Here is a 14,528-nt window from a genome sequence, read left to right on the forward strand (position 1 = left end):
AAGGTTAATTCATCTGAATCGTATTAGACTGCACTAAAATCTCAACACGTCTGTTGCGCTGCCGGCCCGCCTCTGTAGCATTGCTGTCAATGGGCTTATATTCGCCAAAGCCTTTGGAGCTGAAGTTCCGGGGATCGAGCTCCTTGTTTTGCAGCAATAAATTTAGAAAATTGAGTGCTCGCATGGCGCTAAGATGCCAATTGGAATCAAATTCAGTCATGCCAATCGGGACATTGTCGGTATGTCCGCTAATGATTACATTATGTATAGGGTCCATGACCAGAAGCTGTGATATATCTTTGACGATGCTGATATTGGAGCTTTGGACCTTGGCACTGCCGGAAGCAAATAAAACATCATCCTTGATCGTAATGAGCAGCCCTTCATCCGTCATTTGGGTTTCTAGCTTTGCGGTGAGCTGGTGCTCGGAAATATATTGGTTCACCTGCGATTGTATATGTTCTAATTCGTTTATTTCTTGTGCTTGCGCGGTATCCGGCGTTTCCTGCACGTTTCCCTTATCTGATTTTGCAATGACAGGATTCTCTAATGCAGGCTGCCCTTCGAGTACGCCAGTACCGCTATTAAAGGCCATTCGAAAAGCTTGCGACATCTGTTCAAACTTTGCAGCATCAGCACTGCTCATGGCATAAAGCACGATAAATAAAGCGACTAGTAAAGTCATTAAGTCCGAATAGGGCAGCAGCCAGGACTCATCCACATGCTCTTCTTCATGTTCATGCTTGTTTCGTTTCATTTGTTCCACACCTTTCAAGTCTAATTTGAATGGAATTAATTCAACAATCGATGAATTATAATCATAAGAAGAGGAGCCATTTTTCCAGCAAAATGGTTTCCCTTTCTTATTATTCCCTTTTTAATCGACGGCTATTTGAAAAAAATTAGCCAAAACGGATTGCTTCATTTCGCCTTTAAGATCGCTGTTTGCCGTAACGTCTTCTTTGAACTCATTTACAAAATTAGGAATCGTTCCAAGAAGGGAAACGGAGTTCACAAGCATTAAATAATAGAGAGTAGGCTCCTGTTTCTTGATAACGCCAGCCTCCATACAATCCTTAATAAAAGGCACGAGATGCCGGTAAGTCGGCAGGAGCATTTTATCCATTAGATAGGTGGAGCGTTCACTCGGGTGGGACAACTCGTTCGTCACAAACATCATGTGGAAAGGAAATTCAAAGCAAAAATCTACAATGTTGTCGACAAGAGCAAGGCAAGCAGCCTCTAGCTTCATATGCCTATAATTATTTTTAAAGGGTACGGTTTGAAGCGTGATCCGTTCAGTTAAATAATCGACCACCGAAGTCCATAAACCAAGCTTTGACCCGAAATGGTAGGATAGCAGGGCGACATCCACATTCGATAAGTTTGCCATTTTTCTAAGACTTGCCCCCTCATAACCATGCTTAGCAAATTCAATAAGGGCATGAGTCAATATCTGCTCTTTCTGGAATGGTTCATCCTTGGATGGACGCCCCGGGCGGCGCTTCGTCTCTTTCACTTTGTCGGCCTACTTTCTTCAAAACAATAATTCATCACATGATGATTTTAGCATGTTGTAATCGTTAGTGTCTACAAACGAATAAATTGGCTATAGCTGATGAGATATATGCACATTTCCAATTCCATTGATATGCGTACTATGAAGTATATCGTTTAATGAGGAGTGGAGTTATGAAAGCGTTGGTTACCGGGGGTGCGGGGTTTATTGGTTCCCACCTAACGGATATGCTTATCCAAAGCGGTGCTGTGGTACATGTCATTGATAATCTATCAACGGGATCAAAGAATCACGTGCATCCTGCCGCTATCCTGCATGTTGAGGATATTAACAGTGATGCCTGTTCTAAAATTATTGAACATGTTCGGCCTGATGTTGTCTTTCACCTAGCTGCTCAAGTCGATGTCCAGCGTTCAATGGCTGACCCCGCTTTTGACTCTACTGTTAATATTGTCGGAACAATCCGGCTCTTAAAAGCTTGCGAACAAGCTAAAGTAAGTAAGATTATTTTCTCTTCTACTTCTGCCACATACGGAGACTCCAATAACGAACGCCATGAAGAAGAAGCTATTCCCGCCCCAATTTCCTATTATGGGCTTTCCAAACATGCTAGCGAAAGCTATATTCGATTGTTTCATAGAATGTACGGCATTAACTATACCATCTTGCGTTATAGCAACGTGTATGGCCCACGACAGAGCTATACAGGAGAAGGTGGTGTTGTCGCCATATTTCTAAATAAATTAAATAAAGGACTTCCTGTACTTGTTCACGGCAGCGGCGATCAGACTCGAGATTTTATTTATGTACAGGATGTTGTTAAGGCAAACATGGCGGCCATTCACCAAGGAGAGCAAGAGACGATTAATATAAGCACGGGTTTGCGGACTTCTATAAACAACCTCATACACATGATGAAAATGATTCATGGCCAGGACGCCCAGATTACGTATGGCACCGAACGGCCGGGTGATATTATGGATAGCTGTCTAGATAACTCAAAAGCTGAACGAGTGCTAGGATGGCGGCCAATGAGCAGCCTGTTTGAAGGATTAACGCAAAGCTATCAGCAATATCGTTGAAGGATAGGTATAAGCCAAAAGCCGATATATGTCATTCAAAAACATGACATATATCGGCTTTACTATTATGCATTATTTTATGGCTACAAGCACATTCGCAAACCCATCTTCACGCCCATAAACTAGCTCATACGTCGCATTATCCTGTGTCAGCACCTGTTCGATTGTAAAACCGCAATCCGTTAGCAGCTTACGCAATTCATCTGGCCGGTAATGCCGATAATGGTGAGGATTCACCCCGTTAAGAAAATAAGGGTTTTTCAAATGGGGGATAATCTCTTCGTTAGGGGCCGAGATGAGAAGAATACCGTTTGTATGGAGCGATTCATAAAGCTTTTGAATAAAGGTCCGATCATCCTTTATATGCTCCACGGTTTCGAAACAGGTAATAACATCGAACGTTTGGATAGGAAGCTCATCACGAAACGATTCGGACAAGTCCGTTTTTACATAAACCGTATTGTCACCTGAAAAATGATCAATGGCCCAATTTAATGCATGCTCCGAGCGATCAACCCCTACGACTAATGCACTTGGGGAATGAATGGCTATATAATGAGTGCCATATCCCGAGCCGCATGCTGCATCTAGTATGAAATCTCCAGGGCGGATAAAGCGCGTTGCAAAATGATAGCGGTAATGATGATCCATCATGACATCATGAATGGAGGTAGCATACATCCGTTCCATCTTTGCGATTTCGTCATCCATCTAATTTCCCTCCATTACCAGTCTAGTCTCTTTTCTCACGGCTTTCTCTCTTTGAAAATATCAGCTATTTCTCCTGGTACATCTGTACATTGCATCAAACCCTATCTATGAATCTAATATATAGAACGCGTTACTAGAAAGGAGGTGATCGCTATGACCGTTACAATAGTAGATTATCAGTTTCAAGAGGTTGCTGTTGGAACAGGTTCGCTTCCGTTTATCATTTCTCCAGGCTCGGAAGTGCTGCTGACGTCTCTCTTTCTCCAGATTAACAATATTAATAACCGTATTGAGTTAAAAGCTACAATCGGATGGGAGGCGCAATTACTGCTCTTGAATATTGTGCCGAAGCTGCTTTTTCGGATTCGTCGCGGAGGAACAAGCGCCCCGGCAACCGTTGTATTTCAAACAACGGATTCCGTTTTTTTGGGAACAGCATCTGAAGGTCCATGGGTTCCGCTTGATTTCACAACTTCGTTTCAGCATACTGAAGCTGCCACAGCTGGAATCGTCGGTACCTTTCAACAATACGCCCTGACTGTAGAGCATATTGGGCAAAACTCCGCCACGATAACCGGACCCGTTCATTTTGATGGTATTGTTTATTTATGATGTAGTTGAAATTTACCAAGTGGTCGGATTTTCGTGAAAATGAAAATCCGACCACTCTTTCTTAAAATATAAGCATGTATAAGTTTCCCCCGTATAGTGGGCTTATATTTCACCCTCGAAACGGAAGCTTTGCCGTTAGAGGACGGCGACAGCCGTTTACGCTTACACATCCTCAAAAATGTTTTGGGACCCTGTGCGAGTATCCATCCATACAATAATAGGAGTGCCCGTGGCTCTTACGACGAGGCCGTTATAATCCCCAATTGAAGGAGTAGGGACTCCAATCGACGGATCGGCGTTAGGATCGAAGGAGACGCTTGTTATGCGGCGGTTAGGTAAAAACGTGGAGCCTGCATCGTTGGACTCTGCCAAATACACATCGAGCAGCGTGGTGGTGAGACGGTTTGTATAATACATAACCCGCACCCCTCCATTATCACGAGAAACCGTTAAATTTGGCAAAAAGTTTTGTGATGCGGCAGGGCTATCGTCTACTTGACGGAGAGTCGACCAGGAAACGCCTCTGTCGGTTGATCGTGACATATAGATGTGTGCATTGCCTGATCGGTTATCCTGCCAGACGGCATAGACAATTCCTTCGCCATTGAACGGCGAAATGTCGACCGCTAAATAAGCAATAGTCAGGACGCGAAAGCTAAAGGTTGGTACAGGGAGAGGGGTCGGAACGAGCGAAACGGTCGATATCGTAATAATGGGTCCAAACGTTATCCCGCCATCAACAGATCGGCGCATAAGAAATTGCGGTGTTCCTGGCCCATATTGCATCCACCCCACATAAATATCGCCTTGCGGTCCAATAGCAATGGTTGATCCGAAGCTAGTTACACCTTGTACTTGGTTCGTTAGCAATATAGGCACAGACCAGGTCACACCTTGATCGAGTGATCGTTGAAATAACGTTTCGGAGCTTTTGAAATTGTTGAAATAGCGTGTAAATGCAATATACGCCTGGCCAACATAAGGACTCCCATTCGCCGTATCAATGGCTATCGCTGGTTTATCATTATAGATCGCCGTGCTATACCCTTGATTGACAATGATGGGTGTGGAGAAAGAAGCGCCATTGTTTGTTGATCGGTAAACAATGATGGATGAATCTGCTACAGGGTTAACATTTAGGGCAGTCGCAGCAACAAGAAACAAATTGGGATAACCATACGCAGCAACCCCATCACCGGAGGCTGCGAATCCAACCGGGGGTGACATCAGCATCTGGGTATACGATGCCCCGCTATTAATTGAGCGGTAAACGGTCGTCATATTGTTTCCGGAACGCAAATCATTCGTCGTCACGATAACGGTTGCTTGATCCAGTGAATTGAGCGCAATCGACGGCTCCTGTTGAGGGCCTGAGGGGGTTACTTGTATATTGGCCATCCGCAGCTTCCTTTCTATACTTTTAGTTAATCTTATCTCGCTTGAAAAATAATCGAGCCGACAATGTGATCATCCACGATGGAGAAGGAAGCTGGAATATACATTCGTTGATTATTGCGGAGCAATTCACATATGCCAGATCCATAATGGCCAGCATATTTCGGAGGATGATTTGCTTTTCGTATATGCTGGTTACTTAGAAGTATTTCATAACAGTCAACTACCCGATCGACCATCTTCGGAAGCGACCATTGTCTGATCCCCCATTCGTAACCGTTATAAGCTAATCTTTGTGAAAGCGATTGGTTTTCGAGCAGTACTTGCAAGTAACGTGACAGTTCATTGCTATCACCTGCTTTTGCCATCAATCCGGTATGGTTATGCCTCACCATTTCCGGAATTCCGCCGGCATTGGAAACGACGAGTGGCTTGCGCGAGATTTGTGCTTCCATCACAGCATAAGGCTGGTTATCATGCAGACTCGGGAGTACAACAATATCGGATTGCTGCAGCAGTGCGGGAACGTCGTTTCTGCTGCCAATAAAAAGCACATGATGACTCAGTCCCAAATGAGCAGTCTGATTTTCCAACTCTGACCGAAGATAACCGTCGCCAATAAACAGACAAATCCAATCGCTCCTGGTCTGCTTTAACTTGTATAAAGCACTGAGCAAGCTGCTATGACCTTTCACTTTATCAAGCCTCGCTGGACAGGCAATAATGTTAAGATTGGACGGGAGCTTTAAGGTAGTATTCTCTTTCATCCGTTGCAAATGATGTTCAACGTTCATTCCATAGGGTACAACTTCCATATGATCGATGGGCACTAAATAGCTGGCTAGTGTTTGCTGCAGCCATTTTGTCGGCACGATGGACAAATCGCTCGAAGTAGCTCCGTAATATTCTCTTGCGCAAGCATATTTCCAAATGAATGCAGGTGGTGCTTTTCCTTCAAGTGAAATCCAGTATTCGGTCGCCAGGCATCCATGAATAGTGTTTATTAAAGGCAGGTCCTCCGGCTTAATCTGCCATAGTGCCCGGGAGGATATGACATCCTGTGCATGAATCAAATCATATTTTTTCAGTCCGAAATACGAGGCTGCTAGCGCATAGGTGCAAAACTCAATTTCTTGGTCGACGATCCATGGATCGATGGGAATTTGCTGTGCAGCATATACGGCCTTAATTTCTCTCTCGACGAGCTGTTTGAAATACCTTTTCTGTACTCGCTGCCCTGTACCCAGCATATAGTAGCTTTTTTCATCGGGATGTAACGCAAACACATCTACCTCATGGCCTAGACGCTCCAAGCTAGTTTTTAAATCTTGGATATATGCCCATACACCGCCAACATGTGGAAGCTTCCAATACGTGGCAAGGAGAATCCTCATTTTCCACCACTCTGCTTGGCTTGAAGTGCCTCATCGTACAGTTGGAGCGTTCGTTCCGTCATTGTATCCAAAGACCATTGCCTAAGCCCGTGGTATCTGGCTTGATTGGCAAGTCTTTTCTGAAGCCTGTCATCGTCAAGCAGTTCATTGATGCGTTCACATAATAAATCTGCACGACCGGATGTGAATAATAACCCGCTTTCTCCATCAGCTATCATTTCTGGAATTCCTCCTGCATCCGACGCAATTATTGGCTTCCCGGCTACTTGTGCCTCCATGATGACAAAAGGGAAATTGTCATGAATACTTGGTGCCACAACCATATCAGCCTGACTTAGAAGTGCTGCCATATCGTTGCGATGTCCCAGAAACATAACATGCTGCTGAAGCTTTAAATCATGGGTCAGTTGCTCAAGCCTTGGGCGCAGCGGACCATCCCCAACTAGCCAACAAACCCAATTTGACCGTCTCTTTCGCAGAAGTTCAAGAGCGTGTAGTAGAACCTCGTGGCCTTTAACCGCGTCTAGGCGCGCCGGACAAACGATTAGCTTTAAATCGTTTTTTGGATTGGCCCCATTCAGACTTATGGCTTGGCGAAGAAAAGATAACGTATCGAAGCCATATGGTATGACGTCAAATGGATCTTTTTCTAAATCGCTAGTTGACTCATACTGCTGCTTGAGCCACTCTGAAGGGACGATGATTCGGTCGCCCACCCTGCTTCCATATTGATCAAGTGTATTGGCCCACGTTGCTGCCGGGGAGGGGTCAGAAATAACACCCTGAAGCTTCCATTCGGCTGCCAGCTTGCCATGGAGGGTAACGACAAGCGGAGTGTTCTTTGGCTTAATTTCAGAAACAGCAGTCGCAGAAATGACATCTTGTGCATGAAGTACATCGTATTTTGTTAGTGTGAATGCTGTTAGAGCTTGACGAAAAGCAAGACGCTCACCTTCCATTGCCGCAAGCCAAGCATCGTAGTTTCTTGAATTCATATTGAAGCGAATCCCAATTTGTTTCATAATCGGAGTTAAAAAGGTTTGCTTATCCATGGATTTGCCTTTATCAACGATATGATAATGTAATCCGGATTGGTTATGGGAGAGGATGTCAACTTCATGTCCCCTCTCCTCAAGGCCTTTTCGCAGCGCCAAAACATAAGTGGATACTCCGCCTGTATAAGGAATACACCAATAGGAAACAAGTCCAATTTTCATCTGTCACTCCCCCTTCGGCTGCAAGGATTCATATCATAACCGATTACGATACCATTCGATTGTCTTGTAAAGCCCCTCTTCTAAATTCACGGAAGGCTTGTAGCCGAGCAATGATTCGGATCGAGTCAAATCCGGCTCACGTCCAGGCATATCCTCATAGCCTGAGCCGTAAGCTTCGGCATACGATTTGAGCAAGATCGGAGAGGTCGAACTGCTAAGCCTAATAATCAGCTGCGCCAACTCCCAGATTGTGATAGGGCAATTTGAGCCAATATTAAAGGCGAGTCCGTTTGCTTTCTCGTGAAGTGCTGCTAAGGTACCATTAACCGTATCGTCCACATAGGTGAAGCAACGCGTCTGTGCTCCGTCGCCATAAACCTCTAGCGGTTCCCCTTTCAAAGCTGCTTTTATAAATCTTGCGACTACCCCGCCATATTGCGAGTTCGTTTGTCTTGGTCCATATGCATTGAAATATCGAAGCACAGTGACAGGGAGTCCCTTTGCTGCATAGGCGAAGCACATATGCTCATCGAGCGATTTTGCTGTTGCATAACACCAACGATGGACAGAGGGGGCACCATAAAAACGATCGGACATTTCGTGGAAGGGCAGAACTTCATTTTTTCCATATATTTCTGATGTTGATGAAAAAATGACCTTTGTATGACGTGGATATGCCAATTCAAGGACATTGCGCGTGCCATCAATGTTGCCTTCAATAACCTTGAGGGGATCCTCTACTGTATTTTTGACACCCAATACAGCAGCAAGATGAAAGACAACATCCGCTCTATCCATCAATTTCTTGAGCGTCCTTCGGTCAGTTACTGAGCCTTGGATGAGCGTATGACGTTTATTAGCTTGAAGATGGGATAAAAACTCCGGCCGTCCGGTCGAGAAATCATCCAACGACCAAACCGTATGGCCCGCTTCCAGCAGACGCTCTACTAAATGAGAGCCGATAAAACCTGCACCACCCGTTACTACTACCTTCATTGGAATACCCTCCTAGAGTAAAATAACATTGTTTCGATCTGCCATTTTTCCAGTGGCGTTACGTGTATCGATGACAATGGGCGTGTGCGCCACAAGAAGCTCATATGGGATATTAGAATGATCCGTTAAAATTAAAGTGCAATCATAATTTTTCATTTTTCTGGCAGTAAGCGGTGTACTATGAAGGACAGTTTCACCTATTTTCAGAGTTTTCACATAGGGGTCAAAGTATCCCAGATTGACGCCCGCTTGCAGTAAATGCTCCATAATAGGCAGCGCAACGGACTCCCGCATATCGTTAACGTCTTTTTTATACGTAACTCCAATGACAAGCACACTGCATTCGTTAAGCGCTTTTGGCTGCAGGCTTTTTGCCACTCGTCCCACAATATACCCAGGCATATCCTCGTTTACTTGATGGCAAAGGTCAATGAACGGCAAATCCATATGATGTTCTCTCGCCTTCCAGAGCAAATATAGGGGGTCAACCGGAATACAATGCCCTCCAACGCCAGGGCCTGGATAATATTTTGTAAATCCAAACGGCTTAGTTCCCGCAGCCTCGATGGCTTCCCAGAGATTAATATCCAGCTCCTCGCTTAACTTCAACAGACTGTTCATAAATGAAATATTCAAGTATCGCTGGCAGTTTTCCAGAAGCTTCGTCATTTCAGCTACGCGTGGCGATGACACGAGGACCACTTCATTAAACACTGAGCCATATACTTGCTTCGCATAGGCTGTGCAGGATGGAGTTACGCCGCCAACCACTTTAGGGATTTGTTCCAGCTCCCATTTAGAACCGGGATCAATTCGCTCTGGTGAATAGGCGAGCGAAATGTCTTTACCTACAAGAAGTCCAGTTGACTCCAACATCGGTTTTAGCCGTTCCTCGCTTGTTCCTGGAAATGTAGAGCTTTCCAGTACAATAAGCTGCCCTCTATGCAAATAGGGGAGTGAGCTTTGTGCTGCGCCTATTACATAGCTCAAATCAGGTTGATGCTGCTCATCAAGCGGTGTCGGAACGCAAAGGATTATGACATCGACTTTCTCAATGACATCGAATGCAGTACCTACATGAAAACTATTTTTACTAAAAAGCTTTCGGATGTCTTTTCTATTAAAGTCAGACAGGTAGGATTGCTGCTTGTTCAACATATTGATTTTTCGTTCGTCTGCATCAATGCCATAAACCGTGTTTCCTCCTTCCAGAAACAATTTGGCGAGTGGCAATCCGACGTACCCCAGACCGATAATACCAATTTTATACTCAGGGGCCTGCTCCATAATTCTGTCAGCTCCTTTCATTCTTCTTCTAGCATGATACGCGAATGAATGAAAGCCGCTATAGTTGAGTGTCTAAATTTTATGGAAATAGTAGAGTATCACGAGGTCTAGCAGAAATAGAGAGAGGCGCTGGGTTTCGGAAACAATAGTTGGAATTAAAGGGGCTGGAAAGAAAGAACGATATGATAATTGCCTGTATCGATGCGAGGGATAAATAGGTTGGTGTACGTTAACAACGCACTTGAAATCTCATATTATATTTGGACGACAGACCAATCGGAGGGAACACATGCGAATATTAATCGCCTGCAGTTGGTCGCTGCCACATGCCGGCGGCGTAAACACATATGTAAATCAGCTGGAAAAAGGACTAAAGTTCGCGGGGCATCATGTTGATATCTTCTCCCCGACACCTGATGGGCAGGGGTTTTATATTCCAGGCAAAGAAATGGCTATTGATAAAGCCAAGCTGCAACCACTGATTGCCCATCAATCGAACCATTACATGGATCACCATTTGTCCGGAATTGATCCCTGGATTACATTTTCTGAAGTTGAGCGTTACTGTTTTGAAGCAGCTGCTATGTATTTCGGCTTGGCCGAGTATGACTTAATACACGCACAGGACATTATGAGTGCTCATGCATTGTCACGTGTGAAGCCTCCTCATACGCCCTTAGTAACGACTATTCACGGATGCCTCACGAAGGAATGGTTCGTTAGATTAAAGACATTGGGGTTAACAGACCAAGATACAAACTCCCCTCTTTGGAAATATTCGTCATTACGTGAGCATCTGGGGGCAACAGTCAGTGATGTCACGATATCGCCTTCAGAGTGGTTAAAAAGAGTAATGGTTGAGGATTTTGCAGTTCCCGAACCCAATATTATCGTAAGCCACTATGGATTTGATAAAGAACAATTTCAACAAAATATGCTGCGTGATTCCATGATTGTCAAGCCTGAAGGAGTAAGTGTATTTTTATGCCCTGCCCGCTTTGATGTTGTGAAAGGACATATTTATCTCATTCATGCACTAGTAAAACTGAAAGCGGAGCGTTCGGACTGGGTTTGCTGGTTAGCTGGTGAAGGCTCACTCCGTGATGAAATCATGAATATAACGAAAGATTACGGTCTGGGCGACCACGTCATATTTTTAGGAAACCGTGAGGACGTTCCAGCTTTGATTCATCAGGCAGATTTTATCGTTTTGCCCAGCATGCAGGATAATCAGCCGTTTGCCGTTATTGAGGCTCAAATAGCGGGCAAGCCGGTCATCGCTTCTGACGCTGGCGGTATACCGGAAATGGTAACCCATTCCGTGAATGGGCTTGTATTTCATGCCGGAGATATTAATGAGCTGCATTTATGCTTAAGATCCGCTTTACAGGATACAAACTGGTTAAGCAGCATGGCGAGTCAGGCAAAAGAATGGGGAGAGCGGCATTGGGCATTGCCTGAGATGACTAACCGTGTGTTAGCACTGTATGAGTTGGCGAGGAGCAAGCATCCCGAACAAAATACGGGGATTGAGCCGCAGACGGAACAGCCTGCTCAACAGCAGGCTGAGCAACAGATCGAACCGCAAATCGAACCACAGCTCGCACAGCAGACTGAGCAGCAAAGCCCAATAACGCCACTACAGAGGGGAAGAAGAAAATGGCGCGCCAATCGAAGAAAAAAACAACCGGCAGCAATAAAGCGAAAAAGAAAAATAAGAAGAAAACAAAGAAGATTTACAAGAAAAAGATCGTAAGGCGGGTACGTAAACGTCACCCCAGACTGAAACGGGCAAGCCATGTATTACAAAATCAACAAGTAGTGCCCACAAATGACCATGATCCAGCCATACAGCCAGCGCAGCCTGTAGATAAAATCTCTAATCTTTTATCTTCTCTATTTGTATACCCGCGATATGACGAGCTTCCTCCAATAGAGGAGGACATCTGGGAGCGTGTTTTTCAAGCAGCTCCAAACGGGTATAAGATTCCGGATGTCAGCATTGTTCAGTCCCTTCTTTAGAATGCTGCTCCTTCATAATATTTTGAGCAACGTCTCTAATACGAATTCAAGGAGTAAAGGGGCCACCTTAAATGAGGTGACCCCTAGTGTTGTTTAATATATGAAGACAAGTCTCTATTTTTTACTTTTTCAATGAAATGCCAAACGTAGAGCCAACCTCGCCCGCAAAGACAACGCTGCCGTTCTCTGGCAATACGACCTGATTGTTATCACTGATAACGGTATGGTTTATGCATATTCCGGCTTGATTATAGACGGCAAAGGAGCCGTGGGCAGGCATGTTAACCGTCAAAACTTTTCCTTTATCCTTCGCTGAAACGGTATACCATTTGGCTTCGCCGTCCGCTTGGATCGTTGCCCAGGATTGTTTACCCGAATAGAGCGGTTTTACAAGCTCCCCACTGGCGTATAGGTTGCCTGCTGCCTTCAAATACTCTACTCCATTTTTCTTGAAAAATTCGATTTCCATCGTGTCACGGCCATCCATGCCAGGGATTTGCAGCTGGTTGATGGCTTTGTTTGCTCCAATAATTTTATGATTCAACACATACCCTGGAACTGCTTTAATGGTCTGAAAAGGTATGATAGGTGTTGAATGGAGGTAGGACGTTGATGTGTATTTTCCATTCACCCAATAATATTTTTGACCGTCACGCTGTGCCCATGCGTCAGCGACGTCTTGAGCTAATGGGTTGTCTTCAAGCTTCTCGGCATTATACTCGGAGATTGCCGTTTGTCCTATCCCCGGTACAGCTATATAGGAGCGGGACCACAAGTAGGCATGCCCATTTTTCTCCTCAACGAATTTTAATTTCTCTGTGCCTTCATCGTTTACAAAAGAACCGTCAGCAGTGTACGTATACGTTTGGGCAGGATTGTTCGGAGCCGTAACCGTGGATACAGCCATTTCGCCCTCAGTATTCACTTCTATCTTCAATAACTTATTTGAACCACTACCATAAATACCCGCGTACTGTGTTATTTCTTGCGGCATGTCTGCCTTAATAGGCACGCCATACGACTCCTCCGGTTTCCGTTCTTTAATAACACCCTTCTCCTGAAGGACGCTAAGCAGCAGTTCATTGGCGATCATTTGGTCTAATGCGCTTGAACCACCTGAAGAGATAACAGCGGCAGACAGCTTGTATTCCGGGAGCACGACTAAGGATGAATGATACGAAATCGTGTCGCCACCTTTGGAAAGGGCCTTAATGCCGTATTCGTTAAAGGGGAACAAGTGGACGCTATCCCAGCCTAGCCCGTAGGAGAGGTAGGACGGATTGGCTTCCTCCGGCCACATGCCGCTTTTATACTCCTCTTGTGCCATCGCTTCTAGCGATTTTGCAGAAAGAATGCCTTCAGCCTGCCCTGTGAAAATTTGTGAAAAGGCAGCGAGATCTTCAGCTGTGGAGTAAAGCCCTCCCGTTGCAATAATATTATAATTCTCTTGTGGGAGCTGTCCCTCATACAGCGGGGAATAGATGCCGGCCAGCGCCGCTTGATCAATGAGATCCTGCGGTGTTTTCGTATGGCTCATGTCTAGAGGCTCAGTAATATATTTGTGTATAAATGCTGTAAAACCGATGCCGCTAACTCTTTCTACCAGAATTTCAGCCAACGTAAAACCATCGTTGCAATAGACTGAAAAGGCTCCGGGGTCTGCCTTTAAGCTTTGGGTCGCCAACTGCTCTAGAAAAGTATCATGTGCATAAGTATCATTATCCCCGTACAAGGTTGCATTATTGCCCGTAGTTCCGAGTAAGCCGGAGGAATGATTCAGCAGCATGCGTGGTGTAATCTGTTTGTAGCGGTTGTCTTTCATCTTAAAATCAGGGATATAGTTCACAACGGGCAAATCCAAATCTACCTTGCCCTCGTCTACAAGCTTCATAACAGCCGCCGTGAGAAACATTTTGCTCGTAGAACCGATGCCGTATATTGTTTTTGAGGAAAGTGGAATCGAATCCGTTAGATCATTTTTTCCTGCATGCCCCGAAATCGTAATTTCCCCGTCATCGATGAGCGCGTATTGGACGCTTGTGATGCCGTAGGTTTCTGTCAGCCGCTTGGCTTTCTCAGCCGCTATTTTTTTAGCCGCATCAAAAGCAAGTGGGTTGCTATTCGCAGCAGCCATTGCAGACATGGGAGCCAGCATACTCAGCGCGAGGGTGACAGCGACAATGGAAGTTCTTTTCATGTTTATCTACTCCTATCTTCAGCAGTGTATTCAGCTGCCTTAAGGGCCGCTAAATAAAGCTTATATGACGGGGATGTCCTCACCGTGACGTCAATA

At 45.0% G+C, this 14,528-nt stretch carries 12 protein-coding genes; 3 read left to right on the forward strand and 9 right to left on the reverse strand.

Annotated elements, in window-relative coordinates; genetic code table 11:
* Positions 1-4: 4 nt before the first annotated feature.
* Positions 5-757 (reverse strand): flagellar motor protein MotB, encoded by a 753-nt coding sequence (gene motB / locus AC50X8_RS26215; protein ID WP_056032213.1) that lies wholly within the window; start codon positions 755-757, stop codon positions 5-7.
* 120 nt (positions 758-877) lie between these two features.
* Positions 878-1,519: a TetR/AcrR family transcriptional regulator gene (locus AC50X8_RS26220; RefSeq protein WP_056032211.1), complete on the reverse strand. Its 642-nt coding sequence runs from the start codon at positions 1,517-1,519 to the stop codon at positions 878-880.
* Positions 1,520-1,692: 173 nt separating this feature from the next.
* Here AC50X8_RS26220 and AC50X8_RS26225 point away from each other — a divergent pair, with 173 nt between their 5' ends.
* Positions 1,693-2,601 (forward strand): NAD-dependent epimerase/dehydratase family protein, encoded by a 909-nt coding sequence (locus tag AC50X8_RS26225; protein WP_056032209.1) that lies wholly within the window; start codon positions 1,693-1,695, stop codon positions 2,599-2,601.
* A 72-nt stretch (positions 2,602-2,673) separates the two neighbouring features.
* Here the strand turns inward: AC50X8_RS26225 and AC50X8_RS26230 are convergent, their stop codons facing one another.
* On the reverse strand, positions 2,674-3,312 hold the full coding sequence (locus AC50X8_RS26230; protein WP_056032206.1) for a class I SAM-dependent methyltransferase: 639 nt from the start codon (positions 3,310-3,312) through the stop codon (positions 2,674-2,676).
* A 153-nt stretch (positions 3,313-3,465) separates the two neighbouring features.
* Between AC50X8_RS26230 and AC50X8_RS26235 the strand changes: the two genes are divergently transcribed.
* Positions 3,466-3,924, forward strand: a complete 459-nt coding sequence (locus tag AC50X8_RS26235; protein WP_056032204.1) for a hypothetical protein — start codon at positions 3,466-3,468, stop codon at positions 3,922-3,924.
* Positions 3,925-4,086: 162 nt separating this feature from the next.
* Here the strand turns inward: AC50X8_RS26235 and AC50X8_RS26240 are convergent, their stop codons facing one another.
* Genes AC50X8_RS26240 through AC50X8_RS26260 form a run of 5 tightly spaced genes read right to left on the reverse strand, consistent with a single transcriptional unit; the run spans position 4,087 to position 10,213 of the window.
* The gene (locus tag AC50X8_RS26240; RefSeq protein WP_494863670.1) at positions 4,087-5,322 is read right to left on the reverse strand and encodes a sialidase family protein; all 1,236 of its coding nucleotides are present in this window, start codon (positions 5,320-5,322) and stop codon (positions 4,087-4,089) included.
* 32 nt (positions 5,323-5,354) lie between these two features.
* Positions 5,355-6,713, reverse strand: a complete 1,359-nt coding sequence (locus tag AC50X8_RS26245; protein ID WP_494882430.1) for a glycosyltransferase family 4 protein — start codon at positions 6,711-6,713, stop codon at positions 5,355-5,357.
* Entirely contained in the window at positions 6,710-7,930 is a 1,221-nt protein-coding gene (locus AC50X8_RS26250; protein ID WP_494882435.1) for a glycosyltransferase family 4 protein, read from the reverse strand. The genes AC50X8_RS26245 and AC50X8_RS26250 overlap by 4 nt, the downstream gene beginning before the upstream one ends.
* 33 nt (positions 7,931-7,963) lie before the next feature.
* A complete protein-coding gene (locus tag AC50X8_RS26255) occupies positions 7,964-8,926 on the reverse strand; it encodes an SDR family NAD(P)-dependent oxidoreductase (RefSeq protein ID WP_494882439.1) in 963 nt (320 codons plus the stop codon).
* Positions 8,927-8,938: 12 nt separating this feature from the next.
* Positions 8,939-10,213, reverse strand: coding sequence for a nucleotide sugar dehydrogenase (locus AC50X8_RS26260; RefSeq protein WP_056032196.1), 1,275 nt, complete (start codon positions 10,211-10,213; stop codon positions 8,939-8,941).
* 289 nt (positions 10,214-10,502) lie between these two features.
* On the opposite strand from AC50X8_RS26260, the gene AC50X8_RS26265 reads away from it, so the two are divergent.
* Positions 10,503-11,969, forward strand: coding sequence for a glycosyltransferase family 4 protein (locus tag AC50X8_RS26265; RefSeq protein WP_494882441.1), 1,467 nt, complete (start codon positions 10,503-10,505; stop codon positions 11,967-11,969).
* A 387-nt stretch (positions 11,970-12,356) separates the two neighbouring features.
* Here AC50X8_RS26265 and AC50X8_RS26270 read toward each other — a convergent pair whose 3' ends face one another.
* Positions 12,357-14,432 carry a serine hydrolase domain-containing protein gene (locus tag AC50X8_RS26270; protein ID WP_494882443.1) on the reverse strand — a complete coding sequence of 692 codons (2,076 nt, stop codon included), beginning with the start codon at positions 14,430-14,432 and terminating at the stop codon, positions 12,357-12,359.
* Positions 14,433-14,528 lie beyond the last annotated feature (96 nt).

Source organism: Paenibacillus sp. JT22N15, from assembly GCF_059383755.1.

Excerpts from the sequence above, each read along its gene's own strand:
- AC50X8_RS26235 (WP_056032204.1), top strand. The coding sequence starts at position 3,466 with ATGACCGTTACAATAGTAGATTATCAGTTTCAAGAGGTTGCTGTTGGA.
- AC50X8_RS26250 (WP_494882435.1), bottom strand. The coding sequence starts at position 7,930 with ATGAAAATTGGACTTGTTTCCTATTGGTGTATTCCTTATACAGGCGGA.
- motB (WP_056032213.1), bottom strand. The coding sequence starts at position 757 with ATGAAACGAAACAAGCATGAACATGAAGAAGAGCATGTGGATGAGTCC.
- AC50X8_RS26255 (WP_494882439.1), bottom strand. The coding sequence starts at position 8,926 with ATGAAGGTAGTAGTAACGGGTGGTGCAGGTTTTATCGGCTCTCATTTA.
- AC50X8_RS26240 (WP_494863670.1), bottom strand. The coding sequence starts at position 5,322 with ATGGCCAATATACAAGTAACCCCCTCAGGCCCTCAACAGGAGCCGTCG.
- AC50X8_RS26270 (WP_494882443.1), bottom strand. The coding sequence starts at position 14,432 with ATGAAAAGAACTTCCATTGTCGCTGTCACCCTCGCGCTGAGTATGCTG.
- AC50X8_RS26265 (WP_494882441.1), top strand. The coding sequence starts at position 10,503 with ATGCGAATATTAATCGCCTGCAGTTGGTCGCTGCCACATGCCGGCGGC.
- AC50X8_RS26225 (WP_056032209.1), top strand. The coding sequence starts at position 1,693 with ATGAAAGCGTTGGTTACCGGGGGTGCGGGGTTTATTGGTTCCCACCTA.
- AC50X8_RS26260 (WP_056032196.1), bottom strand. The coding sequence starts at position 10,213 with ATGGAGCAGGCCCCTGAGTATAAAATTGGTATTATCGGTCTGGGGTAC.
- AC50X8_RS26230 (WP_056032206.1), bottom strand. The coding sequence starts at position 3,312 with ATGGATGACGAAATCGCAAAGATGGAACGGATGTATGCTACCTCCATT.
- AC50X8_RS26245 (WP_494882430.1), bottom strand. The coding sequence starts at position 6,713 with ATGAGGATTCTCCTTGCCACGTATTGGAAGCTTCCACATGTTGGCGGT.